26 protein-coding genes and 1 pseudogene are annotated in these 25,599 nt (G+C 67.8%); 3 read left to right on the top strand and 24 right to left on the bottom strand.

What is annotated here, in order from left to right; genetic code table 11:
- Nucleotides 1–39: 39 nt before the first annotated feature.
- From sppA to C6A86_RS04900, 21 genes are all read right to left on the bottom strand, one after another.
- Complete coding sequence (gene sppA / locus C6A86_RS05000; RefSeq protein WP_105364651.1) at nucleotides 40–1,809, bottom strand: signal peptide peptidase SppA; 1,770 nt, start codon at nucleotides 1,807–1,809, stop codon at nucleotides 40–42.
- Nucleotides 1,810–2,093: 284 nt separating this feature from the next.
- Complete coding sequence (gene rplO, locus C6A86_RS04995) at nucleotides 2,094–2,537, bottom strand: 50S ribosomal protein L15 (RefSeq protein ID WP_105364650.1); 444 nt, start codon at nucleotides 2,535–2,537, stop codon at nucleotides 2,094–2,096.
- 5 nt (nucleotides 2,538–2,542) lie between these two features.
- A complete protein-coding gene (gene rpmD, locus C6A86_RS04990) occupies nucleotides 2,543–2,722 on the bottom strand; it encodes a 50S ribosomal protein L30 (protein ID WP_057167049.1) in 180 nt (59 codons plus the stop codon).
- A 2-nt stretch (nucleotides 2,723–2,724) separates the two neighbouring features.
- Nucleotides 2,725–3,390 (bottom strand): 30S ribosomal protein S5, encoded by a 666-nt coding sequence (rpsE, locus tag C6A86_RS04985; protein WP_105364660.1) that lies wholly within the window; start codon nucleotides 3,388–3,390, stop codon nucleotides 2,725–2,727.
- 25 nt (nucleotides 3,391–3,415) lie between these two features.
- Complete coding sequence (gene rplR, locus C6A86_RS04980; protein ID WP_105364649.1) at nucleotides 3,416–3,832, bottom strand: 50S ribosomal protein L18; 417 nt, start codon at nucleotides 3,830–3,832, stop codon at nucleotides 3,416–3,418.
- A 2-nt stretch (nucleotides 3,833–3,834) separates the two neighbouring features.
- On the bottom strand, nucleotides 3,835–4,374 hold the full coding sequence (gene rplF / locus C6A86_RS04975; protein ID WP_105364648.1) for a 50S ribosomal protein L6: 540 nt from the start codon (nucleotides 4,372–4,374) through the stop codon (nucleotides 3,835–3,837).
- 13 nt (nucleotides 4,375–4,387) lie between these two features.
- Nucleotides 4,388–4,786 carry a 30S ribosomal protein S8 gene (gene rpsH, locus C6A86_RS04970; RefSeq protein WP_068000379.1) on the bottom strand — a complete coding sequence of 133 codons (399 nt, stop codon included), beginning with the start codon at nucleotides 4,784–4,786 and terminating at the stop codon, nucleotides 4,388–4,390.
- An 88-nt stretch (nucleotides 4,787–4,874) separates the two neighbouring features.
- On the bottom strand, nucleotides 4,875–5,060 hold the full coding sequence (locus C6A86_RS04965; RefSeq protein WP_011778599.1) for a type Z 30S ribosomal protein S14: 186 nt from the start codon (nucleotides 5,058–5,060) through the stop codon (nucleotides 4,875–4,877).
- Nucleotides 5,061–5,062: 2 nt separating this feature from the next.
- Nucleotides 5,063–5,635: a 50S ribosomal protein L5 gene (gene rplE, locus C6A86_RS04960; protein ID WP_057167044.1), complete on the bottom strand. Its 573-nt coding sequence runs from the start codon at nucleotides 5,633–5,635 to the stop codon at nucleotides 5,063–5,065.
- 2 nt (nucleotides 5,636–5,637) lie between these two features.
- Entirely contained in the window at nucleotides 5,638–5,955 is a 318-nt protein-coding gene (gene rplX, locus C6A86_RS04955; RefSeq protein ID WP_105364647.1) for a 50S ribosomal protein L24, read from the bottom strand.
- Nucleotides 5,956–6,324: a 50S ribosomal protein L14 gene (gene rplN, locus C6A86_RS04950; RefSeq protein ID WP_105364646.1), complete on the bottom strand. Its 369-nt coding sequence runs from the start codon at nucleotides 6,322–6,324 to the stop codon at nucleotides 5,956–5,958.
- A 193-nt stretch (nucleotides 6,325–6,517) separates the two neighbouring features.
- Complete coding sequence (locus C6A86_RS04945) at nucleotides 6,518–7,879, bottom strand: amidase (RefSeq protein ID WP_158263295.1); 1,362 nt, start codon at nucleotides 7,877–7,879, stop codon at nucleotides 6,518–6,520.
- A gap of 35 nt (nucleotides 7,880–7,914) precedes the next feature.
- Nucleotides 7,915–9,435 (bottom strand): permease, encoded by a 1,521-nt coding sequence (locus C6A86_RS04940; RefSeq protein WP_233213110.1) that lies wholly within the window; start codon nucleotides 9,433–9,435, stop codon nucleotides 7,915–7,917.
- Nucleotides 9,436–9,653: 218 nt separating this feature from the next.
- Nucleotides 9,654–10,085, bottom strand: a complete 432-nt coding sequence (locus C6A86_RS04935; RefSeq protein WP_105364643.1) for a RidA family protein — start codon at nucleotides 10,083–10,085, stop codon at nucleotides 9,654–9,656.
- Nucleotides 10,075–11,679: a gamma-glutamyltransferase family protein gene (locus tag C6A86_RS04930; protein ID WP_105364642.1), complete on the bottom strand. Its 1,605-nt coding sequence runs from the start codon at nucleotides 11,677–11,679 to the stop codon at nucleotides 10,075–10,077. The genes C6A86_RS04935 and C6A86_RS04930 overlap by 11 nt, the downstream gene beginning before the upstream one ends.
- Nucleotides 11,679–12,035: a non-heme iron oxygenase ferredoxin subunit gene (locus C6A86_RS04925; protein WP_105364641.1), complete on the bottom strand. Its 357-nt coding sequence runs from the start codon at nucleotides 12,033–12,035 to the stop codon at nucleotides 11,679–11,681. The genes C6A86_RS04930 and C6A86_RS04925 overlap by 1 nt, the downstream gene beginning before the upstream one ends.
- A 29-nt stretch (nucleotides 12,036–12,064) precedes the next feature.
- Nucleotides 12,065–13,510: an aldehyde dehydrogenase family protein gene (locus C6A86_RS04920; protein WP_105364640.1), complete on the bottom strand. Its 1,446-nt coding sequence runs from the start codon at nucleotides 13,508–13,510 to the stop codon at nucleotides 12,065–12,067.
- A complete protein-coding gene (locus C6A86_RS04915; RefSeq protein ID WP_105364639.1) occupies nucleotides 13,507–14,751 on the bottom strand; it encodes an NAD(P)/FAD-dependent oxidoreductase in 1,245 nt (414 codons plus the stop codon). The genes C6A86_RS04920 and C6A86_RS04915 overlap by 4 nt, the downstream gene beginning before the upstream one ends.
- On the bottom strand, nucleotides 14,748–15,098 hold the full coding sequence (locus C6A86_RS04910) for a Rieske 2Fe-2S domain-containing protein (protein WP_105364638.1): 351 nt from the start codon (nucleotides 15,096–15,098) through the stop codon (nucleotides 14,748–14,750). Before C6A86_RS04910 ends, C6A86_RS04915 begins: the two co-directional genes overlap by 4 nt.
- 64 nt (nucleotides 15,099–15,162) lie before the next feature.
- Nucleotides 15,163–15,882, bottom strand: a complete 720-nt coding sequence (locus C6A86_RS04905) for a TenA family transcriptional regulator (protein ID WP_105364637.1) — start codon at nucleotides 15,880–15,882, stop codon at nucleotides 15,163–15,165.
- 196 nt (nucleotides 15,883–16,078) lie between these two features.
- The gene (locus C6A86_RS04900; RefSeq protein WP_105364636.1) at nucleotides 16,079–16,531 is read right to left on the bottom strand and encodes a heme-binding protein; all 453 of its coding nucleotides are present in this window, start codon (nucleotides 16,529–16,531) and stop codon (nucleotides 16,079–16,081) included.
- A gap of 234 nt (nucleotides 16,532–16,765) precedes the next feature.
- Here C6A86_RS04900 and C6A86_RS04895 point away from each other — a divergent pair, with 234 nt between their 5' ends.
- Entirely contained in the window at nucleotides 16,766–18,436 is a 1,671-nt protein-coding gene (locus tag C6A86_RS04895; protein ID WP_233213109.1) for a CdaR family transcriptional regulator, read from the top strand.
- Between the two features lie 12 nt (nucleotides 18,437–18,448).
- Here the strand turns inward: C6A86_RS04895 and C6A86_RS04890 are convergent.
- Nucleotides 18,449–19,842: pseudogene (locus C6A86_RS04890) on the bottom strand (MFS transporter).
- Between the two features lie 370 nt (nucleotides 19,843–20,212).
- Here C6A86_RS04890 and C6A86_RS04885 point away from each other — a divergent pair.
- Both C6A86_RS04885 and C6A86_RS04880 read left to right on the top strand, forming a co-directional pair.
- The gene (locus C6A86_RS04885; protein WP_105364634.1) at nucleotides 20,213–21,769 is read left to right on the top strand and encodes a hypothetical protein; all 1,557 of its coding nucleotides are present in this window, start codon (nucleotides 20,213–20,215) and stop codon (nucleotides 21,767–21,769) included.
- On the top strand, nucleotides 21,769–22,467 hold the full coding sequence (locus C6A86_RS04880; protein ID WP_105364633.1) for a YoaK family protein: 699 nt from the start codon (nucleotides 21,769–21,771) through the stop codon (nucleotides 22,465–22,467). Before C6A86_RS04885 ends, C6A86_RS04880 begins: the two co-directional genes overlap by 1 nt.
- A 20-nt stretch (nucleotides 22,468–22,487) precedes the next feature.
- On the opposite strand, the gene C6A86_RS04875 is transcribed toward C6A86_RS04880, so the two are convergent.
- Both C6A86_RS04875 and C6A86_RS04870 read right to left on the bottom strand, forming a co-directional pair.
- Nucleotides 22,488–23,216: a hypothetical protein gene (locus C6A86_RS04875; protein ID WP_233213108.1), complete on the bottom strand. Its 729-nt coding sequence runs from the start codon at nucleotides 23,214–23,216 to the stop codon at nucleotides 22,488–22,490.
- A complete protein-coding gene (locus C6A86_RS04870; RefSeq protein WP_105364658.1) occupies nucleotides 23,216–25,567 on the bottom strand; it encodes an arylsulfatase in 2,352 nt (783 codons plus the stop codon). The genes C6A86_RS04875 and C6A86_RS04870 overlap by 1 nt, the downstream gene beginning before the upstream one ends.
- Between the last annotated feature and the right edge of the window lie 32 nt (nucleotides 25,568–25,599).

Raw genomic sequence — 25,599 nt, 5'->3', positions numbered from 1 at the left:
ATAGACGCACCCGTCACCGCGGGGAGCGATGCACCGACATCAGAACCTGAAGTCTCCCAGCCATAGTGCGTGAGCACCGCTGACCGAGCGCTCCACCTGCTCGAACACGCTCGCGACCGAGCTGCCCAGCAGCGCACCGACGGCCTGCGGCAGCGACGCTGCCGCGGGCTGCGAGGAGGCCTTGGGTCGCAGCACGTCCAGCATGGACGAACCCGGGTAGTTGACGATCCGCACCTCGGTATCCGGCGCGTAGCCGGCGCGCACCTTGGCGCGGCCGATCGCGGTGCGCAATCCGCCGAGTTCGTCGACCAGACCACGTTCCTTGGCATCAGAGCCCGTCCACACCCGGCCACGCGCGACCTCTTCGACCGCGGCCACCGTGAGGTGGCGCCCGTCGGCGACCCGTTCCACAAAATCGGCGTAGAACAGATCGGCCTCGGCCTCCACGTGCGCCTGCTGTTCGTCGGTGAAGCGCTCGTTGCTGGACCAGGCATCGGCATTTGCGTTGGTGCGCACCGAATCCGCGCCGACACCGAGCTTGTCCTTGAGTTGGCGGGACACCAGCTTTCCGGTCACCACGCCGATCGATCCGGTGATGGTTCCCGCGTTGGCGATGATCTCGTCGGCGGCCATCGACACGTAATACCCGCCGGATGCCGCCACCGCGCCCATCGAGGCAATCACCGGTTTGCCGGCCTCGGTGGCCCGAACCACCTCGCGCCAAATGGTTTCCGATCCGGTGACCGACCCGCCCGGGCTGTTGACCCGAAGGACGATGGCCGCCACATCGTCGTCGGCGACGGCTTCCCGCAGCGCCGCCGCGATGGTGTCACCGCCGGCGTTGGAGTTCCCGAACGGCAGCATCTGCGGGCCGCCACGCCCGCTGACGATCGGCCCGTCCAGGGTGACCACGGCGATCCCGGGTTTTGACTTGCGGCCCGGCATCGACGACGCGGGCTTGAACGCATTCGCCTTCGCGTACCGCGACAGGAACAGTCGCGGCGGGGCATCCTCGCCGTCGGCAGCCGCCGGGGCGCCGGTGAGTTCGGCGATCCGGGCGTAGGCCTCGTCGCGGAAACCGATGCGATCGACCAACTTTGCCGACACCGCGGCATCGCGCAGCAGCGGCGCCTGGTCGGCCAGTGCGTCCACCTCGGCGGCATCGAGGTGACGGGATTCGGCCACCGCGGCCAGCACCTGTGTGTGCAGGCTGCCGATCAACGCGGTGTCAGCCTCCCGGTGTGCGTCGGTGTAGCTGTCCTGCGTGAAAAGGTTTGCCGCCGACTTGTATTCGCCGCGCGCCACGAACTGCGCCTCGATACCGGCCTTGTCCAGGGCACCGCGCAAGAACAGCGCACTGGTGGCGAATCCGATCAGCCCGACCGTGCCCGACGGCTGCATCCAGACCTCGCGGAATGCCGAGGCCAGGTAGTAGGACAGTGTGCCCGGGTAGGTTTCCGCCCAGGCCAGGGTGGGCTTAACCGTGCCGAAGGCGGCGATGGCGTCGCGCAGTTCCTGCACCGGGCCGGGGGCGGCGGCCGGCAGCTGGATCCTGGCGATCAGCCCGGCGACCCGGTCGTCTTCGGCGGCACGGTGCAGCGCATCGACAGCCTGGCGCAGCGTCAACGGCCGGCCGCCGAGCGATATGAGCGCGAAGGGGTCGAACCCGAGCGATTCCGGTGGTGCGGACTGCAGATCGAGTTCGAGCACACAGCCGTCGGGCACACCATTGTGGCGGGCCGTGTCGACCTTGCGCACCAGTGACTTCAGGTCGTCGGGACCGGGCAGGCTGGGGAGGAATCCGAACATCTTCCGAGCCTACCGGCGCCGCGGCGGCGGGCCCTTTCGCCGATCGAGAAACCCCTGCGACCGATCGCCGACACCTACGTGGTTTCAGCCGGGGTAGGGCCGGGCGCCGTTGGCTGAAGTGGTGTAGCTGAGCCGGCGCTGAGCCATACCTGGTGTCAGTGTTCAGAACCATCCGGGCACCGAGACTGAACTCGTGTAGATACCTGGCCAACTCACGGCACCGCGCATGTCCCGACAACGCGAAAGGCCCCTGCCGGAGCAGGGGCCTTCGCGGTCAGAGACTTCTACAGTTCGGTGGCCGAACCGCCGGCGGCCGTGATGGCCTCCCGCGCGGTGGCACTGAACTTGTTGGCGGTGATATCGACCTTGACGGTCAGCTTGCCGTCGCCGAGGACCTTCACCAGGCTCTTCTTGCGAACCAGGCCCTTGTCCACCAGCTCGGCGACACCGATGGTGCCACCCTCCGGGAATGCCTTGGTGATATCGCCGATGTTGACGACCTCGTAGGCCACCCGGAAGCGGTTCGTGAAGCCCTTGAGCTTCGGGAGCCGCATGTGGATCGGCATCTGGCCACCCTCGAAGGTCGAGGGGACGTTCTTACGTGCCTTGGTGCCCTTGGTGCCGCGACCCGCGGTCTTACCCTTGGAGCCCTCGCCACGTCCGACGCGGGTCTTCTTCGTCTTCGACCCGGGGGCGGGCTTCAGGTCGTGAAGCTTGATGACACTCATGATTCCTAGACCTCCTCGACCGTGATGAGGTGATGCACGGTCTTGATCAGACCACGGGTCTGAGCGTTGTCCTCACGGACCACGGACTGGCGGATCTTCCGCAGCCCCAGCGTGCGCAGGCTCTCGCGCTGCTTCCAGCGTGCGCCGATGGTCCCGCGCACCTGGGTGATCTTGAGCTCTGCCATGACTATGCCGACCCCTCACGCGCGGCACTGGCGGCCAGCGCCTCGCTTTCGCGCCGGGCCTTGAGCATGCCGGCCGGCGCCACATCCTCGATGGCGAGCCCACGTCGGGCCGCCACCTCTTCGGGCCGCTGGATCATCTTGAGCGCGGCGACGGTGGCATGCACCACGTTGATCGCATTATCGCTACCCAGCGACTTGGCCAGGACATCGTGCACCCCAGCGCATTCGAGCACGGCGCGGCAGGCACCGCCGGCGATGACACCGGTACCGGGGCTGGCCGGACGCAGCATCACGACACCGGCCGCAGCCTCACCCTGAACCGGGTGCACGATGGTGCTACCGATCAGCGGCACGCGGAAGAAGTTCTTGCGAGCCTCCTCGACGCCCTTGGCGATGGCGGCCGGAACTTCCTTGGCCTTGCCGTAGCCGACGCCGACCATGCCGTTGCCGTCACCGACGATGACCAGAGCGGTGAAGCTGAAACGCCGACCACCCTTGACCACCTTGGAGACGCGGTTGATGGTGACGACGCGCTCGATGTAGTTGCTCTTCTCACCGCGGTCGTCGCCGCGGCCACGGCCGCCACGATCGTCACGGCCTCGGCCGCCGCGATCTCCGCGGCCGCCGCGATTGTCCTGCGCCGAACCGGCGCCAGCCTGGTCGGCCATCATGCAGTCCTCTCGTTGTCAGTCATCAGAATTTCAGCCCGCCTTCGCGCGCGGCATCGGCCAGCGCGGCGATCCGGCCGCCGTAGGTGTAGCCGCCACGGTCGAACACGACCGTCTCGACACCAGCGGCCTTGGCGCGCTCGGCGATCAGCTGACCGACCCGCACGCTCTGTGCCTTCTTGTCGCCGTCGACGGCACGCACATCGGGCTCGATGGACGAGGCCGCGGCCACGGTGACGCCGGCGAGATCGTCGATGAGCTGGACGTGGATATGCCGAGACGACCGGTTGACCATCAGACGCGGAGCGTCGGCCGTGCCGGAGACCTTCTTGCGCAACCGGGCGTGACGACGGATCCGCGCGACCCGACGGGTCTCGGAGATGTTCTGGCCCACCGGCTTGTGCTTGGTGCCGGCGGCTGCATCAGTTTTCGTGGAAGCCATGGTTACTTACCTGTCTTTCCGACCTTGCGGCGGATCTGCTCACCCTCGTACCGCACGCCCTTGCCCTTGTACGGGTCGGGGCGGCGCAGGCGGCGGATGACCGCAGCGATCTGGCCGACCTTCTGCTTGTCGATGCCCGTGATCGAGAACTTCGTGGGTGTCTCGACCGCGAACGTGATGCCCTCGGGCGCTTCGATGAGGACCGGGTGGCTGTAGCCGAGCGCGAACTCCAGGTTTGCACCCTTGAGCGCGACGCGGTAACCGACGCCGAAGATCTCCATCTTGGTGGTGTAGCCCTCGGTGACACCGGTGACCAGGTTGGCCACCAAGGTGCGTGACAGCCCGTGCAGCGAGCGGCTACGCCGCTCGTCGTCGGGACGGCTCACCACGATGGCGCCTTCGTCGTTGCGCGAGACCACGATCGGCTCGGCGACATCCAGGGTCAGGGTGCCTTTGGGTCCCTTGACCGACACGTTCTGGCCATCGATGGCCACATCGACCCCGGCAGGAACCAGGACCGGCTGCTTTCCAATACGCGACATGTTTTTCGTTCCCCTACCAGACGTAGGCGAGGACTTCGCCGCCCACGCCTTGTCGAGTTGCCTGGCGATCGGTGAGCAGACCGGAGGACGTGGAGATGATCGCCACGCCCAGGCCGCCGAGCACCCGAGGCAGATTGGTGGACTTTGCGTAGACCCGCAGACCGGGCTTGCTCACCCGGCGCAGGCCGGCGATGCTGCGCTCACGGCTGGGGCCGTACTTCAGCTGCACCACAAGGGCTTTGCCTACGCGGGCATCCTCGGTGCGGTAATCGGAGATGTAGCCCTCTTTCTTGAGGATCTCGGCGATGTTCGCCTTGATCTTCGAGTGGGGCAGGGTCACCTCATCGTGGTACGCCGAGTTGGCGTTACGCAGACGCGTCAAGAAGTCTGCGATGGGATCGGTCATCGTCATGACAGCCGGTTCACCTTCCTTGCGGCGGTTCCCATTCGGTCAATCGACACTCTGGGCCTTCCGAAATTTGAATTCGAATGAATGCTGGTTACCAGCTGGACTTCTGGACACCGGGCAGTTCGCCCGCGTGCGCCATTTCGCGCAAGCAGATCCGGCACAGGCCGAACTTGCGGAACACCGCGTGCGGACGGCCGCACCGGTTGCACCGGGTGTAACCGCGCACCTTGAACTTCGGCTTCTTGTTGGCCTTGTTGACCAGAGCCTTCTTTGCCATGCTCAGTTCTCCTTGAACGGAAAGCCGAGGGCCCGCAGCAGCACTCGTCCTTCGTCGTCGTTGGTCGCCGTGGTGACGACGGTGATGTCCATGCCGCGGGGGCGATCGATGGAATCCACGTCGATCTCGTGGAACACCGACTGCTCGGAGAGCCCGAAGGTGTAGTTACCGCTGCCGTCGAACTGCTTGGGGCTCAGACCACGGAAGTCGCGGATACGAGGAAGCGCGATCGAGACCAGGCGGTCCAGGAACTCCCACATGCGGTCGCCGCGCAGCGTCACGCGGGCGCCGATCGGCATGCCCTCGCGAAGCTTGAACTGGGCGATGGACTTGCGCGCCTTGCGGATCTCGGGCTTCTGGCCGGTGATCAGGGCGAGGTCGTTGACCGCTCCGTTGATCAGCTTCGCGTCACGGGCGGCGTCACCGACACCCATGTTCACGACGACCTTCACCACGCCCGGGATCTGCATCACGTTGGCGTAGTTGAACTCTTTGTTGAGCGCGTCCTTGATTTCCTCGCGGTAGCGCTGCTTCAGCCGCGGCTGCACCTTGGCGGCGTTCTCTACTGTGGTCATTCTCAGATGTCCTTGCCGTTGCGCTTGGAGACCCGGACCTTCTTGCCCGACTCCTCGTCGACGCGGTAGCCGATGCGGGTGGGGTTGCCGTCGGAGTCGATGACCATCACGTTGGAGACGTGGATGGCAGCCTCCTGCGTGACGATGCCGCCGGAGGAGGCGCCGCGCTCGTTCTGCGACTGCGCGGTGTGCTTCTTGATCCGGTTGACGCCCTCGACGAGGACCTTCTCGCGGGTCGGGTAGGCCTCGATGACCTTGCCCTTGGCGCCCTTGTCCTTACCGGAGATCACGAGCACGGTGTCACCCTTGTGCACCTTCATTTACAGCACCTCCGGGGCGAGCGAAACGATCTTCATGAACTTCTTCTCACGCAGCTCGCGGCCCACCGGGCCGAAGATGCGGGTGCCGCGCGGATCGTTGTCCGCCTTGATGATGACGGCGGCGTTCTCGTCGAATCGGATGTAGCTGCCGTCTGCGCGACGACGTTCCTTCACGGTGCGCACGATCACGGCCTTGACGACGTCGCCCTTCTTGACGTTGCCGCCGGGGATGGCGTCCTTGACGGTCGCCACGATGATGTCGCCGATGCCGGCATAACGTCGCGCCGAGCCGCCGAGAACTCGGATGCACAAGATTTCCTTGGCACCCGTGTTGTCGGCCACCTTCACGCGCGATTCCTGCTGAATCACTCGATCTCCTGACCTGGTTATGTGTGCACGGCAGATACCGACCTGACGTGCGCGGTCTTTGTTGCCCCGAGAGCACGCAGGGTTTTCTCACATGAGAGAACCGAGGTCTGCCCCAGGCAACCCCTAGAGTCTAGGGGACGACCTGCGCAGAGCCAAATTGCTCACCGACACCACACAAAACGTACGTGGCCTGCTAGGAAAGGCCGATCCGCTCGCACGCCGCTGCGGCCGCCAACACGGTGGCGTCAGCGTGCCTGCGGCCGACGATCTGCAGACCCATGGGCGCACCGCCCACGAAGGCCGCCGGAACGGAGATCGCCGGCTGGCCGGTGAGGTTGAACGGATAGGTGAGGGCCAACGCGCCCCAATGGTCCACCGGGCGACCGTCGATCTCGGTGGGCATGGGCCCTTCGGCCGCGAAGCAAGGCACCGTGGCGGCCGGCGTGAGCAGCAGGTCGAACGTCTGGAACGCCGCCGCCATATCCGCCACCAGCCGGGCCCGCGCCTCGTGCGCGTCGAGCAGCGTCGTGGCGTCCAGGTCGGCGGCGGCCTCGAAGTAGCGACGCACCGCCGGATGCACGTCGCCGAAACTCGCCGGCGAGCCGACCTGGGCATAGACGTCCGGCGCCGACAGCGTGCGAAACGCGGTACTGCACGCGGGGTCGAGGCGCACCGCAGCGGCACTCACCCGCCGTGCGCCGAGGGCCTCGATGAATTTCTCGGCGGCCGATTCGGCTGCTGCGGCCACCTCGGGATCACACGGGGCGTCACCGAACGTCGCCGTGAATGCCACTCGCAGAGAACTCACATCCGTTGCGTACAAGCCTTTTTCGAAGGAACCCGCGGGCGCCGGCAGGGAGGCCCGATCACGATGATCGATGCCGCAGATGCTGTCGAGCAGTCGCGCGGTGTCGGCAACGGTTCGGGTGAGCACCCCGTAGTGGTCGTTGTCGGCGACTCCCCGGTGCCGTGGCCCTCGTGGAACCAACCCATAGGTCGCTTTGAAGCCCACGAGTCCGCAGTACGACGCCGGAATGCGCAATGAGCCGGCACCGTCGGTGCCGGTGGCCACGGGCACCATGCCGGACGCGACCGCGGCGGCCGACCCGCCACTGGACCCGCCCGGTGTCAGGTCGGTGTTCCAGGGGTTGCGGGTGGTGCCGTGCAGTACCGACGCGGTGTAGGACGCCCGGCCGAACTCCGGTGAGGCGGTGACCCCGATCGGCACCGCACCCGCAGCGACCGCACGGGACACCAGGGTGCAGGTGTGGTCGGCGATCCGGCCCGCATGCAGCGTGCTGCCCATCGCGAACGGCCAGCCTTCCACCGGTTGCAGCTCCTTGACCCCCATCGGCACGCCGGCCAGCGGACCCGGATCGCCGCCGCGAGCCACCACCCGGTCGACCTGGCGGGCCCAATCCAGGGCCCGGTCGCCGTCGACGTGGATGAAGGCGTTGAGCGCACCATTGGTCTCCTCGACGACCGCCAAGGCCTGGGCCACGGTGTCTTGTGCGCTCGCCTGACCCGAACGGACCAGTTCTGCCGTATCGATCACGGTTGCCCCATGGCGGGTGTTCATCCCTGCGATTCTCACAGCAGCAGTACCGCCGCCACCGAAGTGGCCACCACCAGGCCACACATCACCGGGACGAAGAGTCGACGGGCCAGATCCATCACCGATACCCCGGTCAGGCTCGCCACCACGATCAGCGATGACCAGATCACCAGGGTGCCCCCGCCGGTCCAGCTGGCACCGTTCTGCGCGATCGCCGCCAGGGTGGCGACATCAGCGCCCGAGCTCTCACCCAGCGAGGCTGCCAGCGACCCGGTGAACGGCAACCCGGGCCAGCCGCTGCCGTCGAGGCCGATCACCATGCCGATCAGCAGCATCGCGAAGGCCGCGAACACCGGCACCTCCGGAATATAGGGTTCCACCGACGCCACGGCATCCAGCAGGAAGGCCGGCGCGGGCATCTCCGGGTCCAGGCCCAGGATGGCGCCGGAATAGTCCGAAAGTCCGATGTAGACGAAACCCGCGACCGGGATGACCATGCCCATGGAGCGGAACGAGAACGTGATGCCGTCGGTGAAATGCTGACCGACATCACCAAGCCAGGTTCGTCGGCTCACCAGCACGGCGATGGTCACCAGCGCCAGGGCCGCGGCTCCACCGACCAGGGGCGCCCCCAACCCGTCATCGATATCGGGCACCCAGGGAGTGAACCGGCCCAGCAGCATGAAGGCCAGCAGGGCGGCGAACAACGTGGGCACCCCGATCGCGATGAGGCGCGCCTTCGTCGACGGCGTGGCATTCTCGCCGTCGAGTGCGTCGGCCCCGGAGCCCGTGGGGCTCAGCGTGGCCGCGCGGGCCCGGCCACCGGACGTGTCGGCACCGCCTGCGCCGGCGCTGCTCGCGGAAGGCTCAGAACCGGCGGACGCCTCTGCGACGGGCAGTGTCACCGCGGCGGCTGCCACCGGGTCGAGCATCTTCAGACGCACGTCGCGCACGTAGGCGATGGACAGCGCCACCACGCCGGCGATCAGCGCGATGATGGTCGCCCGCACCGCGATGACACTCGCGGAGACGTCGGCCCCCTCGGCGGACAGCGCAGGGGCCACCCCCATGACCAGATCCGAACTGAGCGCCATCCCCTGCCCGGCGATGGCGATCGCCAGGGCCGCCCCGAAGGGCGGCAGTCCCACTCTGACCGCCGCAGGCAGCAGGATCGCGGCGATCAACGGCAACACGGGGGTCGGCCAGAACGACACCGACAGGAGAAAGGTCACGACGGCCAGGACCACGTACGAGATGTGGCCATTTCGAAAGAGCCCACGCAGGGGCCGGATCATCACCGAGTCCGCACCGGCATCGCGCACCGCTCCGAGCATGGCGGTCACCAGCGCGATGATGATGAAGATGGGCAGCAGCTCGCGGGTACCGATGATCGCGGCGTTGAACACCGCTCCGAGTCCGGAGGTGAGGGTGCCGGAGAACGCCAGTCCCGTCAGAAAGGTCGCGATCATCGCCGGGGCGATGACGTTCTTTTTGGCGATGACCGTGACGATCAGGACGACGAGGCCGAGCAGGTACACCCAGTGCGCAATGGACACTGACGTCACCATCCAATCGGGACTGCGGTCGCCGGGTGGAGCAGAGAAGGTAGCGGCCGGGGGTGGGTTCTACATGGGGCTGAACGGTTCGCATGTGCCTTGGCTGATGTGTATGGCAAGTGTCGAGAGTTTGTCCCATGAACAAACTTTCGACAATGCCGACTCCGCACACATCGGCCCGTCGGCGACTGTGCACTGTGTCCCGCGCCACCGCGTCCTCACAGCGCTGCTGCCACCAATTGCACCTCGACAGGCGCGCCGGAAGGCAGTGCACACACCCCGATCGCGCTGCGCGCCGGCAGGGCGTCTGCCCCGAGTTCCGCAGCGATCGCTGCGGACGCACCGTCGGCAACGCCCGATGCCGCGGTGAAATCCGATGTGCACGCCACATACACGGTCATGTGCAAGCACCGCATCCCCGCCGCATCCGGAGGAAGTACCGACCGCACCGCGGCCAGTGCATTGGTGGCCGCCAGCATCGCCGCGGCGCGCGCCGTGGCCAGGTCGACCTGTCGGCCGACGATACCGGTGACTGTGAGTGCCCCGTTGCGGCGTGGCGTCATCCCGGCGCTGAAGATGAGCCCGGCGTGCAGCGTCGCGAGGACGTAATCACCCTGCGGCGCAGGGGCTTCGGTTCGCTCATTCGACACCGAGCGCCACTCCCTCCTGGCGGGGGTCGGCGGCACCGGTCAGCACACCCCGGTCGTCGACGGAGATCAACTGGGCGCTCCCGCCGGCACCGAGGTCAGGTTGCACGACGATGCGGTGCCCGAGAGCGGCAAGTTCGTCGCGCACGGCGCCGGGCAGGCTCGGCTCCACACGCAGTTCGTCGGGTGCGCCGATGACGTCGGCGTCCGAACCCGGGAACACCGTGAATCGCGATGCCGCCACCGCCTCGGCGGCATCGCGGCCGTAGTCCAGGACGTGGGAGATCAGCTGCATGTTCCACTGCACCTGCCCGTCACCACCCGGGGTGTTGCCGACGTGGCGCAGCGCCCCGCGCTCGTCGGTGACGATCCAGGCGTTGAGCGTGTGCAGTGGCTTGCGGCGTGGTGTGACCTCGTTGGGGTGTCCGGGCAGCAGGTAGGCGCCCCGGCCCAGCCGGTTGTTGAGCACCACTCCGGTGCCGGGCACGCTGAACTTCGCGCCGAAGGTGAACGCCAGCGAGTGGATGAAGCTCACCGCGCGGCCGTCGGCGTCCACCGCCACCGTCGAGGTGGTGTCCCCCGCCGCGACCGCCATGGGGCCGCGGACTTCGATGCGACCGTCGAGATCGCGGCGTTGCGCGTCCAGGCGTTCGGCGGTCAGGATGTAGTCGGCACCTTCGCGACGATTATCACTGCCGCACAACGCAAATCGGTCCGCAAACGACAGTCGGGCGGCTCGGGCCAGCCGGTCGATGGCGGCCGCCGACAGCCATTCGGACGCGCCGAGGGCGCCGTCGCACAGGGCCGCCTGCTGCAGCACCATCCACCCGGGCGTCGGCAGCGGCGTCTGGTGCAGCACCGCGCCGGCGTAGCGACCGGTGAGCGCGGGCTCGGGAGTCACCTGCGCCCCCGCGGCCCATTCGTCGCCGCTGAACGGTGCGCCGCCGGCCTGCAGCGCCGCCACGGCACGTTCGGCGAACTCGCCGGTGTAGAAACCGCCGGGGTTGTGTGCCAACATCCGGATGGTGGCCGCCAGCGCAGGATGCGGGAGCCTGCGCCCGACCGCCGGCGGAACGCCTTGGGGCGCATAGATCTCGGCGAGTCCGGGGTCGGCCGCGACCGCCGCTGCCGCCACGCCGACATCGCCCGCGGTGCGCGCCGAGCACGGCAGCCCGTTCTCGGCGATGCGGGCGGTGGGTTCCCACAGTTCGGACAGCGACCTGGTGGCGCCGCCGCCATGCAGTGCCAGCAGCGCGGCTGGTGCACCGGGCACCGCCACGGCCAGCGGCCCGTCCATCGGTATCGCGCCGAGGCCTTGGGCGGCATAGAAATCCGGGGTCCCACCATCGGGCCCGAAGCCCGATCCGTTGACGGTCCACACCCGCCCGTCGGGTTCGCGCACCACGGCAAAGGCGTCGCCGCCGATCCCGCACTGCCCGGGCAGGGTCAGCCAGGTCAGTCCGGCCATCGCCAGCGTGGCGTCGATGGCGTTGCCACCGTCGGCCAGCACCCGCGCACCGGCCAGGCTGGCCGCCGGATGACTGCTGCTGACCATGCCGCCCGCCGACAGCGCCGGTGGGCGTTGCGACGCGCTCATCAGGCGCCCCGGCGGGCCCGGCGGGTCGGGCCCGCGGGCACCTCGCCGGGCTCCACGCCGACGAAGATCTCACCGTCACGTTCCTGACACGGGAAGGTCTTGATGGGTTCGGTGGCCGGCGGGCTGATCGGCTCACCGGTCTCCAGGTCGAACGCGCTGCCGTGGCAGGAACAGCCGATGCCGTCGTCGCGGAGCTTGCCCGAGGACAGCAGGCAGTCCAGGTGCGTGCAGTAGTTGGAGGTGGCGTAGGCCTTGCCGTTGAGTCGCGCCACGGCAAACTCGTGATCGCCGGAGTAGAACCGCCGGACGATACCCTCGGGCACCTGCCCTGATCGTGCTACCCGAACGAAATCCATTGTTGTTCTCCGTGTTTCTGTGTGGGCTGTCAGGCGTCGAGGTAGACGGTCTTCTCGGCCAGGTAGAACTCCATCATCGAAGCCCCGGCCTGTTCCTTGAACGTGGCGGTCGACGATGACTTGTATCCGCCGAACGGCGCGTTCATCGCCATCCCGGTCGTCGGCTGGTTGATCTTGACCAGACCGGTCCGCGACTCGCGGGCGAACCGCTGGGCGGTGGCCAGGCTCGAGGTGACGATCGCCGCCGACAGTCCGAACTCGGTGGCATTGGCCAGCTCGATCCCCTCGTTCAGCGAGCCCGCCCGCTGGAAGGCCAGCAGCGGACCGAACACCTCCTCGGTGACGATGCGCATCGTGGGTTCGGTATCGGTGAACACGGCGGGCCGCACGAAATGGCCGCCTGGGCTTGCCGCCACGTCCTCGGTGGTACCGCCGCACCGCAACCGGGCGCCCTCGGCGACCCCGACCGCCACATAGTGCGCGAACTTGTCGAGTTGCTGCGCGCTGGCCAGCGCGCCCATGTCCACACCGTCACCGGCGCCCGGGCCGACCACCAGGGCCTCGGTGCGCCGGATGACCCGCTCGACCAGTTCGTCGTGCACCGCATCGGTGGCGATCACCCGACTGGTGCCGGTGCACGCCTGACCGGACAACCCGAAGGCGCCCTTGACGATCAGCGCCGCCGCGCGGTCCAGGTCGGCGTCGTCGGCGACGAGCACCGGATTCTTGCCGCCCATTTCCAGCTGGACCCGCCGGTGCGGCCCGACCCGGGCGTGGATGGCGCGGCCCACCTCGGTGGAACCGGTGAAAGTCACGGCCGCGATCCGCTCGTCGGCGGCCACCGCGGCACCGGCCACCCCGTCGCCCTGGACGAGCGCGATCACCGAGGGCGGCAACCCGCCGGCCAGCAGCGCCTCGACGAGGCGTTGCCCCATCAGTGGGGTGATTTCGGAGGGCTTGAACAGCACCGGGTTTCCGACCGCCAGCGCCGGCCCGAGCTTGCGGGAGGGAATGTTGAGCGGGAAGTTCCACGGGGTGATCGCACCGACGACACCCACCGGTTCACGCAGCGTGTACAGCAGGGTGTCGCCGGCCGCGGGCAGCGTCACTCCCCCGCCACGGGTCGCCTCGGCGGCGTAGAACCGCAGATTCGCCGGTGTGCGGCTGACCTCCATGGTCGCCTCGGCGAGGGTCTTGCCTTCTTCGCGGACCAACTCCGCGATCAGTTCGGGACCGCGCTTCTGCAGTTCGGCGGCAGCCGATTCCAGGATCGCCGCGCGGCGCTCGGGCGCGGTCGCCGCCCATTCCGGTGCGGACTTCGTCAACCCGTCCACGGCGTTGGCGACGTCGGCGGGCCCCGAGGCGGGGAAGGTTCCGATGAGGTCGGTCGGGTCGGCCGGGTTGGTCCGGGAGAAGGTGTCGCCGGACAAGGCGGGCACCCAGGCCCCGCCGATGAAGTTTCCTCCGGTGGTCATTGCTGTACCTGCGATTCTTCGTCGATGTCTGCGTAGGCGAGATCCCACAGATCGGTGTCCTCATCGCACAGGGCGGCAATGTCGACCTCTCGGCCCAGCAGCTCCCGCACGGCCATGATGTCCTCGCCGCGGTCGATGGTGAAGGCGCCCCGCACGGTGGCGCCTTCCAGGTAGAAGCCGGTGAAGTCCAGCGCACCCAGATCACCGCGGATCACCGGTTCTCCGGTTGCCGCACCGACGAATTGGAGGTTGCGTCCGTGCTGATCCGACCAGAACCACGGCGCGTCATCCGAGGGTGCGTCGCGGCCCAGCATCGCGTTGGACACCGCGACGCCCTGCCTGCTGGCATTGTCGAAGTGCTCCAGACGAACGTGACGGCCCGCCCGCTCGGAGTATCGGCGCGCCACGTCTCCGGCGGCGTAGATGTTCGGGATGGTGCTGCGCCCCAGGGCGTCCACCACGATCCCGTCCTCGCTACGCAGCCCGGAAGCCTCGGCGGCGGCGGTGTTCGGCGTGATGCCGATGCCGATCACGACGGCGTCGGCCTCGAACGGTGCTGCGGTGCCGGTGATGTCGACGAGCACACCGTCGGCGGTGGTCCGGATGCCGGCCAACCGGACTCCGGTGCGCAGATCCACGCCGTTGTCACGGTGCAGCTGGCTGACGGCCTGCCCCATCTGCGCTCCGAGGATGGGGGCCAGCGGCACCGGAACCGATTCGAACACGGTGACCGCCACCCCCGCGGCGGCCGCGGTGGCCGCGATCTCCAGGCCGATGAATCCCGCGCCGATGATGGCCAGCCGCCGACCGGGGGCCAGTACCGGGGCCAGCCGCAGGGCATCGTCGAGGGTGCGCAGGTAGTGCACGAGATCGGGTCGCGGGCCGGGCACGGGCAGCGTTCGCGGTGAGCCACCGGTGGCAAAAAGCACTGCGTCGGCGCCGATCTCGGAACCGTTGTCCAGCGCAACGGTCCGCGCGACCGGATCCACCCGCAGCACGCCGGTTCCGGTGACGATCTCCACATCGTTGTCGGCGATCCAGCTGGGACGCAGAATCCAGAGGGCGGCCTCGCTGTCGGCACCTGCCAGGAATTCCTTGGACAGCGGCGGACGCTGATAGGGCGCATGGGGTTCGTCCCCGATGAGCATGATGCGGCCGTCGAACCCCTGCCTGCGCAGGTTGCGGGCGGCCACGGCGGCGGCCTGGCCGGCGCCGACGGTGACGATGGTGCGCGGTGTCATGTCCGCGCCTCCTCTTCGGTGCGGGCCGGCACACGGCTTTCCGGCGCGAGGTTGACATAGATGGTGCCGTCGTCGTCGACACGCACCGGGTAGGTGGGCTGGCACAGATCCTGATCGGCCTCGTAGCCGGTCTCCAGATCGAACTGCCACTGGTGGCCCGGACAGATCACCTTGCCGTGCAGCAGCGTCCCCTTGAACAGCGAACGATCCTGGTGCACACAGAGATCGGCGAAGGCATATACCCGCCCGTCGGTCTGGAACAGGGCGATGGCGGTGCCGTCGATCTCGACCCGCAGCTTGCGGCGTCTGCCCAGTTCTCGTGCGGTGGCGACCGCGGTCCACTCCATGATTCTCCTGTCCGATTTCGGCGCGCCCACGCTCGCGCAGCGGTTGTGGGCGCGCCGAAGTCACTCAGACGCCGGCGGTCTCCAGCTCGGGTGCGACATAGGTGTCATACAGCCCCTTGGTGTAGGAGAACCGCATCTCGGCTCCCCAGCGCACCATCTGCAGGCAACGCTGCTGCAACGCCACGGTGTCGGCGTGGTCCAACACGATCTGGTAGCCGCGTTCGCCGTGCACCACATCGGAGGTGATGTGCAGATCGAAGAACTCGATCTCGTCCTCGGTGAACTTGTAGACCTCGCGCAGGGGCACGATCTGCTTGGTGTAGATGCTGGGCACCTGCGACTCCAGACCCACCACCAGTGCGGCGGTGGCCACCACGAAGTGCTCGCGCTGTGACACCGCGTAGCACCAGGACTGCAGACCGCGGGTGATGGCATTCATGTTGTTCGGGTCCTCGATGCGTTCCTTGGTGGTCCCGCAGGCCTCGCCGAACTTGATCAGCAGGTCGGTGTGCCGGATGTCGGCGAGCTCTTCCTCGTACATGTTCTGCAGCGTGAAATCCTTCGCGCCGGTGAACTCGTCGGGGGTGTTGGCGTAGATGTTGGCCAGGTAGTCGGCGAACGGCCCGACGTAGTGGAAGTGGTTCTCGGCCCAGCGGGCGAAGTGATGGCGCTCCAGCTGCCCCTCAGCCCACGCCTTGGAGAACGATGCGTTCTTGGCCTCACGACCCTTGATGGCATTCTCCAGTTCGGCGCGGAACTCGTCACGGCCCAGTAGTTCAGTCATGGATCAGATTCCTTCGATCAGTTGATGTCGCGAAACGATGAGCAACAGAGGATGTTTCGCATTTGATGGGGGCTGCGAGACGACGCGGCGTTGCGAAGTCGCCTCTGCACCAGCGACGTTAGCCAGCAGACCGGCGTTGCGACATGGACAACATCACCCCGGATACCCGCGGCGACGAGGCATGGTGCACACCTGCTCAGTGACTGCCGACCGCTGCGGTCAGGGCCTCGAACTCGGCCAGAATCGCCGCACCGACCGCCTTGTCCTGAGCGCCGTTGCCGCCACTGATCCCGACGCCGCCGATGACCTGGCCGTTGAAGACGAGCGGGAATCCGCCGACGAAGACCGCGAACTTGCCCGGCAGCATGTGGCTGATCCCGAAGGCCTCGTTGCCCGGCAGCGCCGGCCCGTCGGGCGCCTCGTTGAACAGGTGGGTGGCGCGCTCGTGGCCTGCGGCGGTGAACGCCTTGGCGATGGAGATGTCGACGCCGGTCAGCCGGGCACCCGGAAGGCGGTGCAGGGCAAGAACATTACCGCCGTCATCGCAGATGCACAGCGTCTGCTTGACGCCGATCTCCTCGGCCTTGGCCCGGCCGGCGGCGAGCAGCGGCAGGGCATCGTCGAGGGTGATCCGGTAGATCTGGTGCATATCTGCTGACCTCCTGAGAATTGCGGGGTTCGTGCGGGGCGGCAATCCCGCCCCGGGCTGTTCGCCTGGTGAATGTCTACCGGGGCAAGCGGACGCCCGCCTTGGTCACAATGTCCGCTTTATCGGCCGCATCATGGTCAAACTGCACATAGGCTGTGGGCACTCGACAGTGTGATCGTGGTGGTTCGATCCGCCACCGCATCGACGTACGCGCCGCACAGAGCAGGTGAGCACATGGCAGCAGAGCACCCGCACGGTGACCGGATGACGGTCGCCGGACTGCTCGACGAATCCCTCATGTCGGGTGCCCGGGTGATCGCCGGTCAGGACCATACCGGTCGCGAATTACATTGGGTGCTGCCACTTTCCGAGGTGTTGTCCCGCCATGAACCGCTGGACGGCGTCGCGGTCTACGCCCGCCCGGAGGCATTGCTGGGCACCGCGGGCGCACTGGCCGCGCTCGCCGCGCGCGGTGCCACCACCCTGGTCGTCGACGGTGCGGTCCCCGCCGATTTCCCGGCGACACTGCCCGCCGGGCTGGTGGTGATCGAGATGGCGTTCCCGGTCGGGTTCACCGCACTGAACCGGTTGCTGGCGGAGCGGGCACTGAGCCAGGAAGTGCACGTGATGCGGTATGCCACGCACGTACACGCGTCCTTGGCGGGGCTCTTCCACCGCGGGGCCGGGCTGCAGATACTGATCCGCGAGGTGTCCAACCTGGCCCGCAACCCGGCGGTGGCACTGGATGCCCGCGGCCAGATCGTGGCCCACAACGGCTTGGCCGCCGAGGCGGCGGCAGTGCTCACCGAGGTCATCGTCCCGAAGCTGACCGTCGACCTACCGGCCGGCGCCAGGCTCCCGGGTCATCACGACACCCGCGTCGAGCATCTCGCGGACCCACACGGCAACGCCTGGACCGCCATCTCCACGGCCATCCGGCTCGGCAAGGCGTTCGAGGGCTGGGTGCTCGTCCTGGTGCCGAATTCCGAACCCGGTGCCCACGATCTGGCGCGGCACATCGTCGTCACCGAACAGGCGACCGCCATCATCGGTTCGGAGATGTTGCGGCAGCACAGCGTCGACGAGGCCGAGGAACGCGCCCGCGGTGATTTCGTGCAGGCCCTGGTGCACGGACATTTCTCCAGCGAGCACGACATGCGTGCGCGGGCCGAGTACCACGATGTCGACATCGACTCGCAGTTCGGTGTTTTCGTCGCGCCGGGCGCGATTCCCCATGGGGTGGACAACCCCGCGGCGAGCATGGTCCGGCTGGCCCGGTACGCCGCCAATGTGGCACCGGATCCCGCCGTCCGCTCCTACGTCACCGTGCTGGGTGACGTCCTGGTGGTGGTCCGCTCACTCTGTGGCGGCGACGACACCGCACGGCACGGCGAGATGGTGCACTACGCCGAGGCCATGGCGGGCGAACTGGAGAACCGCCGCGGTGCCGCAGTCGCGGTGTCCTACAGCAGGCCGGCCAGTGGTGCCCAAGCCGTCTCGGCGAGCTACCGCGAGGCCCGCATCGCCCTGGGCATCGCGCGCAGGCTCGGCCTCACCGGCGCGGTGTCCTATCAGGATCTGCGGAGTTTCACCGTGCTCGCCGAGATCGCCGAGACCGAACAGAGCAAGTCACTGGTCAACGACATCCTCGGACCCCTGCGCGGCACTCCCGATCTGCGCGACTTCCTGACCGGATACCTGGCCAACGGCGGGAACGTCAACGCCACCGCCCGGGTGCTCAATGTGCACCGCAACACCATGCTGACCAAGTTGGATCGGGTGTCGCGGGCGATCGGTCTCGATATCCGGTTGCCCGACAACCAGTTCACCGTCTGGCTGGCGATCCGGCTGGACCTGCTCAGTGAGGTACACGCCGCCGTCGACCGGGAGGCCAGCTTCCGCTGAGGGGCGGCGCCGCTACCGAACGGGTGTCGGATCGGGCCCGATGAACGAGCCCAGCAGACCGAGCACCGCAACGCCGGAGACCATCGCAAACGCGAGCGTGAAGCCGAGGGTGCCGCCGAAGCCCAGCGCGATCGCGACCCACGCGGCGCCCATCGCCGAGCCGCCGAACCGCACCAGGTTGAACAACCCGAGCCCGGTGCCCTGCGCCCCGGCGGGCGAGCGGGTGGCACCGGTGGCCGCCGGCGTCTGCACGAAGGCCGTACCGATCCCGATCAGGACCAGAATCGCCACGAAAACGGCCAATCCCCGCTCTTCTCGACGAGATCCCCGCCGACGGCTGCCGCCAGCATCCCCTGACCGACGATCAGCAGCGACAACCCGGTGCGCAGCACCCGGCGGGCCCCGATCCGATCCAGGTAGCGACCGACCAGCGGGCCCAGGATCACCATCGACGCCGGGATCGCCAGCAGCACCACGCCGGCCAGCGACCCGGTCCGGCCGCCGCCGACGAGGTAGAGCGGCACCGCCAGCAGCGTGGCCCCGAGGCTGAACATGAATGCGAACGCGCCCAGGGTGCTGCGCACGAACCGGGCCTCCGCCACCAACCGCACATCGACGAACGGTTCGGGCACCCGCAGGCAGTGCCAGACGAAGAAGACCAGGATGGCCACGGCCACCGTCACCGAGATGGCGACGACCGCCGACAGACCTTGCTGTGGGACGAGTGCGATGCCGAGGATCAGCAGTCCCGACCCGAACGTCAGTGCGGTGGCGCCGATCGTGTCGAACCGCATCGCGGTGCCGGGATGGCGCGGGATGTGCAGCAGGGTGCCGATCAGACCGGCCAGCGCGACCGGCACCAGCGGCACGAACACCCAGCGCCACCCCCAGCCGTCGGCGATGAACCCACCCATGGTGGGGCCGATGGCCTGACCGATGCCGTTCACCGAGGCCCACAGACCCACCGCTCTGCCCCGGCGTTCCCCGGCGAACAGCCAGGTCAGCAGGCCGAGAACGGCAGGCCCGAGGGCGGAGGCGGCCGCGCCGCCCAGACAGCGCCACAGAATCAGCAGTTCCAGCGAGGGCGCGGTCGCCGCACCGACGGCGCACACCGCGGTGGCGATCATCGATGTGCAGTACATCCGGCGTCTGCCGAACCGGTCACCGATCCAGCCGACGAGCGGCATCGTGGCGGTGAATGTCATCAGGAAGCCGACCACCACGAATACCCCGCTGCTCAGCGGCGCACCGAATTCGGCGAGGATGGCCGGCATCGGCACGTTCACCACGTTGTTGCTCACCGTGCCGACCAGGGTCCCGGAGAGCAGCGCGGCGAGCGCCAGGGGCGTGCCGGCGCCGTCGGGGACCGCCGGGCCCGCGGGGGCGCGGCTGTCTGTGTCAGTCATGGCGGGGACTTCCGTGGCCGATGTGCGGTGGTGTCTGCGCGGGCTGCAATCACACCCGCACAGCCACTGTCTCACCCCGGCCGCGGCGAAGGCGCCGCCCGTGTGGGCCAAGGCGCACAGACCAGGCGGTGGCAATCGGTCATTGTGCACAGCCCGCGCGGGCGCCCGCATCGTGACAACGCGCACGCCGGCGCGGATTTTAACGTTTGCGAAACACCGCGACATCAGGATGACAAGGTCGGAACACGTTGCACAGGGCCGTGCGCACAGCGTTGTGCACAGTGTGCGTTGACCCGTTCGGGCAACGGGCCGAGCATTCCCCCATCAGACTGCACAGCCCACGAGCAGTTGTGAGTGAAAAGACCCGTCGATGGATATACAACTCAGCGCGGCCCACTGGATCTATCTGGCCGGAATCGTCGTCATCCTCATCACGATGGCGTTGCGCAAGAACATCGTGGTGCCCGCGGTTGTCGCGACATTGCTTACCGCGTGGGTGTTTTCAGGCAGCATCGTGACCGGCCTCTCGTCGATCTTCAATGCCAGCCTGGTCGCCGCCCAGGAGCTGTTCAACATCTTCCTGATCATCGCCTTCATCACCGCGATGCTGGGTGCCCTGCGTGAGATGGGCGCCGACAAACTGATGGTGGCCCCGTTCCGGCGGGTGATGCGCGCCGGCACCAGCAGCTTCATCACCCTCGCGATCGTCACGTACGTGATCTCGCTGTTCTTCTGGCCCACGCCCGCCGTCCCGCTGGTCGGCGCGGTGCTCATCCCGGTGGCCATCCGTGCCGGCCTGAGCCCGTTGTCGGTGGGCATGGTGATCGCCATCGCCGGGCAGGGCATGGCCCTGTCCTCGGACTACATCATCAAGGTCGCGCCCGGCATCTCGGCGACCTCGGCCGGGGTCGACGCCGACAGCGTGGCCGACAAGGCGCTGGTCCTTTCGCTCATCACCGGTATCGCCGCGCTGCTCATCACCTACGTCATGCAACGCCGGACGTGGCAGAAACCGTCACCGGATCTGCTGGTCGCCTGGGAGAACAAGGCCGACAAGTTCGGCGTGCCCGAAGGCGGCACGAGCGACGGTGCCGGCGGCACCGCAGCGGCCCCGCACGGATCGGATCCGCGGACGCCGGTGCCGGCCGGATCCGGAGGCACCTCAGCCACCGCGACGCTGGCACCCACCGACACGTTGACCGAGCCGGTGCTACCGAAATCATTGGCCGCCAAAATATTCGCCGCGTTGGTGCCCACCGCCTACCTGGCGTTCATCGTCTATCTGTTGCTGGGCAAGTTCACCGCGCTGGTACCGCCGCTGCAGGGCGGTGACGCGGCGGGCATCGTCGGCGGCATCGCGGCGATCCTGCTGTTCGCGGCCTGTCTGACCAACGACAAACGCGACTTCCTGGAGAGCTCGTCCACACACATCATCGACGGCCTGGTCTTCGCCTTCAAGGCCATGGGCGTCGTGTTGCCCATCGCCGGGTTCTTCTTCATCGGCAGCGGTGACTTCTCGGCCCGGGTGCTCGGGATGGGTGCCGACGCCACCGGGCCGGCCTTCCTCTTCGATCTGATCAGCGCCGCCATGGCCCACGTGACACCGAGTCCGTTCATCCTCGGTTTCGGCGTGCTCTTCGTGGGCATCGTTGCCGGACTTGATGGTTCGGGGTTCAGCGGCCTGCCCCTCACGGGTTCGCTGGCCGGTGCGCTCGGGCCCGCCGCCAACATGGATCCCGCCACCCTGGCCGCCATCGGTCAGATGGGCAATATCTGGTCCGGCGGCGGCACCCTGGTGGCGTGGTCGTCACTGATCGCCGTCGCGGGCTTCGCCCGGATTCCGGTGCTCACCCTGGCCCGGAAGTGCTTCGTGCCGGTGATGGCCGGTCTGGTGCTGTCCACGGTCTTCGCCATTCTCGTCTTCTGATGGCGCTGACCGACACCGAACAGAAGCTCGCCCTGGCCGCGACGGTCACGTTGACCTTCGTCACCGGAGTCGTCGACGCAGTCGGCTTCCTGGCCCTGGACCGGGTGTTCACCGGCAACATGACCGGCAACATCGTGATCCTCGGTATGGGCGTGGCCGGCGCCGACGAGCTGCCGGTGCTGGGTCCGGCGATCGCGCTGGCCGCGTTCACCGCGGCGGCCTTCGTCGCCGGACTGGTGTTGCGCGCAGGCGCCAAGGGGTGGCAGCACCGCATCACCGTCCTGTTGACGCTCGGGGCGCTGACCTTGGCCGCCCTGACCGTGGTCGCCGCCGTGGTCGGTGACCACTCCGGGCCGGCCATCCAGGTCGTGATGGCGGCCGCGACGGCCGCGGTGATGGGTTCGCAGGCGATGGTCGCCCGGGCCGTGGCGGTCGCCGATATGACCACCGTCGTGGTGACCTCGACACTGGCGTCGCTGGCGGGTGAAACCTGGACACGCAAGGGTGGCGGTGTGCTGTTCAACCGCCGATTCGGCGCCATCGCGATGATCTTCGCCGGCGCCGTCGTCGGGGCGCTGCTGCTGCGGTGGCACATCGCCGTGCCGTTCGCGCTGTCCGCGGTCCTCACCGCCGGGGTCGCGATGCTCGGCCACCTGCGGTTGTCCCCGCAGCGCACCGAGATGGCCGGCGCGAGCTAGCCGCAGCGCTCCGACCGCAGTCAGGGAATCCTGACCTCGAAGTCTTCGGTCAATTGCGTTGCGGCGGAATCGAAAGCGGACGTACCGGTCGGGGCCTGGGTGTGCACCGACACCAGGTAGTCACGACTGTTGGTCCACACGTGCACGACGCGGTCGACGAACTCGATCGCCTCCTCGGGGGTGTCGGACACCGCGCCGAGCAGTTTCTGGCCGCTGTAATCGCACAGTTCGGCGGGCAGCACGCTCAGCGAGCTCACCGCCGCGTCGGCGGTCAGCTCTTCCGCGTACTCGGCGAACGCCGCCTGCGGATCGAGGGTGGTCGGCATGATCGTCACCGTTGCCGCCATCCCGTCCGGCCCCGACAGTTGGGCGCCCACGTCACCCGTCCCGCCCTGCATCGACCAGCCCTCGGGGACGGCGATGGTGATCACCGGGGCCACCGAGTCGGCGACCTCGGCCACCATGCCGACCGGCGGGCGCTGCTCGGGTTCACAGGTCACCGTGCCTGCCGGGATCGGTGTGGTGCTGGTCGGGACGACACCGAAATCCGGATGCCCGATATCGGTGCTCGGCCCGCCGGGATCGGTGGTGGGAGTGACGGTCACCGTCGTGGTGGCGCCGGTCGTCACCGTGGCGCCGTCGTCGGCCACCGCTGCGCCGTCACTCGACTTGCTGCACGCGACCAGCATCGGCGCAGCCAGACACAGCGTCGCCGCCGCCGCGGCTGCTGCTCCTCGGATAGCTGTCATCAGTCCTTCGCGAACGCCCGTGCCAATTCCCGTTCTCCATCAAGGTAGGGCGCACCCGAGATGTCGACCACCCCTTTGGCGATTGTTCCACCGGTGAACGGGAAGGGCGCCCGATAGGAGCTGCACACCGCCTGGCCGGGATTGCTTCCCACCTTGATGCCCGCACCGGCGAGACCGAAGCTGCCCGGGTGGGCACGCACCCCGCTGCGGGTTCCGACCACGGTGCCGTCCACGTACAGCGACACGTCCCCGAGCGGGGTGTGGCTGTTCTCGACGGTCCCGGTGCGCTCATACCGGACACCGAGGATGTGGCGCCCCGACGGCACCACGTCGGCGGAGGACACCCGCTGCTCGTCCTCACCCATGAAGTTGTAGACGTGATGCAGGCGCCCGTCCTGGACGAACAACACATGCCCGCCGTGACCGGCGCCGTGTTTGTACAGGACTCCTTCGGCACCGGCCGCGTCCACGTCCACCTCGACGAACACCGAGAAAGACCGGCCCCGGATCTCCGGCGTTGCGCCACTACCGACTTCGGCGTTGTCGGGGTAGTAGGTGTAGCTGGTGCGCTCCCCACTCAGGTAGGGCCGCCACCGGCCGAGGGTCTCGAAGATGTTGAGGTCGGCCAACGGCAATCCGTTGTACTTGGCCGCCTCGGTGAACCACAGCGCCTTGAGTTCCTCCAGCTTCTCCGGGTTCTCGGCGGCCAGATCATGGCATTGACTGCGGTCGGATTCGATGTGGAACAGCTCCCACCGGTCGGCATCGAAATGACCCCAGCCGGCCGGCGACGCCGCGTGCACGGTGTTCGCGAACCAGCCGTCATGCCAGATGCCCCGGGTGCCGAGCATCGCGTAGTACTGGGTCTGCTTGTCCGACGCCACCTCCGCGTCCTTCAGGGTGGCCGCGAAACTCGTTCCATCCAGCGGCTTCTGGGCGATGCCGCGGACCTCGTCGGGCGGGGTGATGCCGAGCAGGTCGTACACCGTCGGGGTGATGTCGGCGACGTTGACGTAGTGGTCCCGGACCTCGCCGTGCGCGTCGATCCCGCCCGGCCAGGAGATGATCGCGCTGTCGGCGATACCGCCCTCATGCGAGGCGTAGCGCTTGAACAGCTTGTACGGCGTGTTGAACGCCATGGCCCACCCGATCGGGTAGTGGTTGAAGGTCTGCGGCGAGCCGAGTTCGTCGAAGAAGCGCATGCTGTCTTCCACGGTGTCGATGTAGCCGTTGAAGAACTTGCTCTCGTTGACCGACCCGTTGGGCCCGCCTTCGCCGCTGGCGCCGTTGTCGGAGATGACCACGATGACGGTGTTGTCCAGCTGCCCCGACTCCTCCAGATAGTCGAGGATGCGCCCGATCTGGGCGTCGGTGTAGGACAGGAACCCGGCGAACACCTCGGCCATCCGGGTGAACAGCTTCTTCTCCTCGTCATCGAGGGTGTCCCACGGGCGGACCGTGTCCTGGGCCGGCCAGGGCTCACCGCCCGGGCCCGTGACGCCCAGATACGGGTTGACCGGCGAGAGCTCGGTATCGGCCGGCACGATGCCGAGGCGTTTCTGGTTGTCCAGCACGATCTCCCGGTACCGCTCGTAGCCCATGTCGAAGGTGCCCGCGTACCTGTCGGCCCACTCCTTGAACACATGGTGGGGCGCATGCCCGGCGCCCGGGCACAGGTAGGAGAACCACGGCTTGTCGGGTGCGATCACCTTCGAGTCCTTGATGAACTCGATTGTCTTGTCCGCGAGATCCTTCGACAGGTGGTAGCCGTCCTCCGGGGTGGCCGGCGGCGCCACCGGATGGTTGTCGTACACCAGGTCCGGGTACCACTGGTCGGTCTCCCCGCCCAGGAAACCGTAGAACCGTTCGAAGCCGCGGCCCAGCGGCCAGTGCCGTTTGGTGGCCGCCAGGCTGGACTCCTCCAGCGGCGTCAGGTGCCATTTGCCGATGCAGTAGGTGTTGTAACCGTGTTCGGCCAGCACCTCGGGCAGCAGCGCGGTGTCGTAGGGAATCCGCCCGTTGCTGTTCGGGAAACCGTCGGTGAACTCTTCGATGGTCGCCATCCCGACGGTGGTGGGGTTGCGGCCGGTCAGCAGCGCGGCCCGGGTCGGTGAGCACAGCGCGGTGGTGTGGAACTGCGAGAGCCGTACGCCCTTTTCCGCGATGCGGCTCATGGCCGGCATCTCGACGAGCCCGCCGAAGCAGTCCCAGGTGGCGATGCCGATGTCGTCCCAGACCAGATACAGCACATTGGGCGCATCGGCAGGCGCCACCGGAGCGGCATAGGGCGCCCAGTCCGGTTCGGAATCACGGATGTCGAGCGCGATCTTGCCCTGGAACTCTGCGGTCATCGGACCTCCCGGTTTGACGGACGCCCGGACCA

This window comes from Mycobacterium sp. ITM-2016-00316 (assembly GCF_002968335.2).
Classification (GTDB): Bacteria; Actinomycetota; Actinomycetes; order Mycobacteriales; family Mycobacteriaceae; genus Mycobacterium.
The sequence above is the reverse complement of the archived record's forward strand: the minus strand, read 5'-3'. Positions and strand labels throughout refer to the sequence as shown.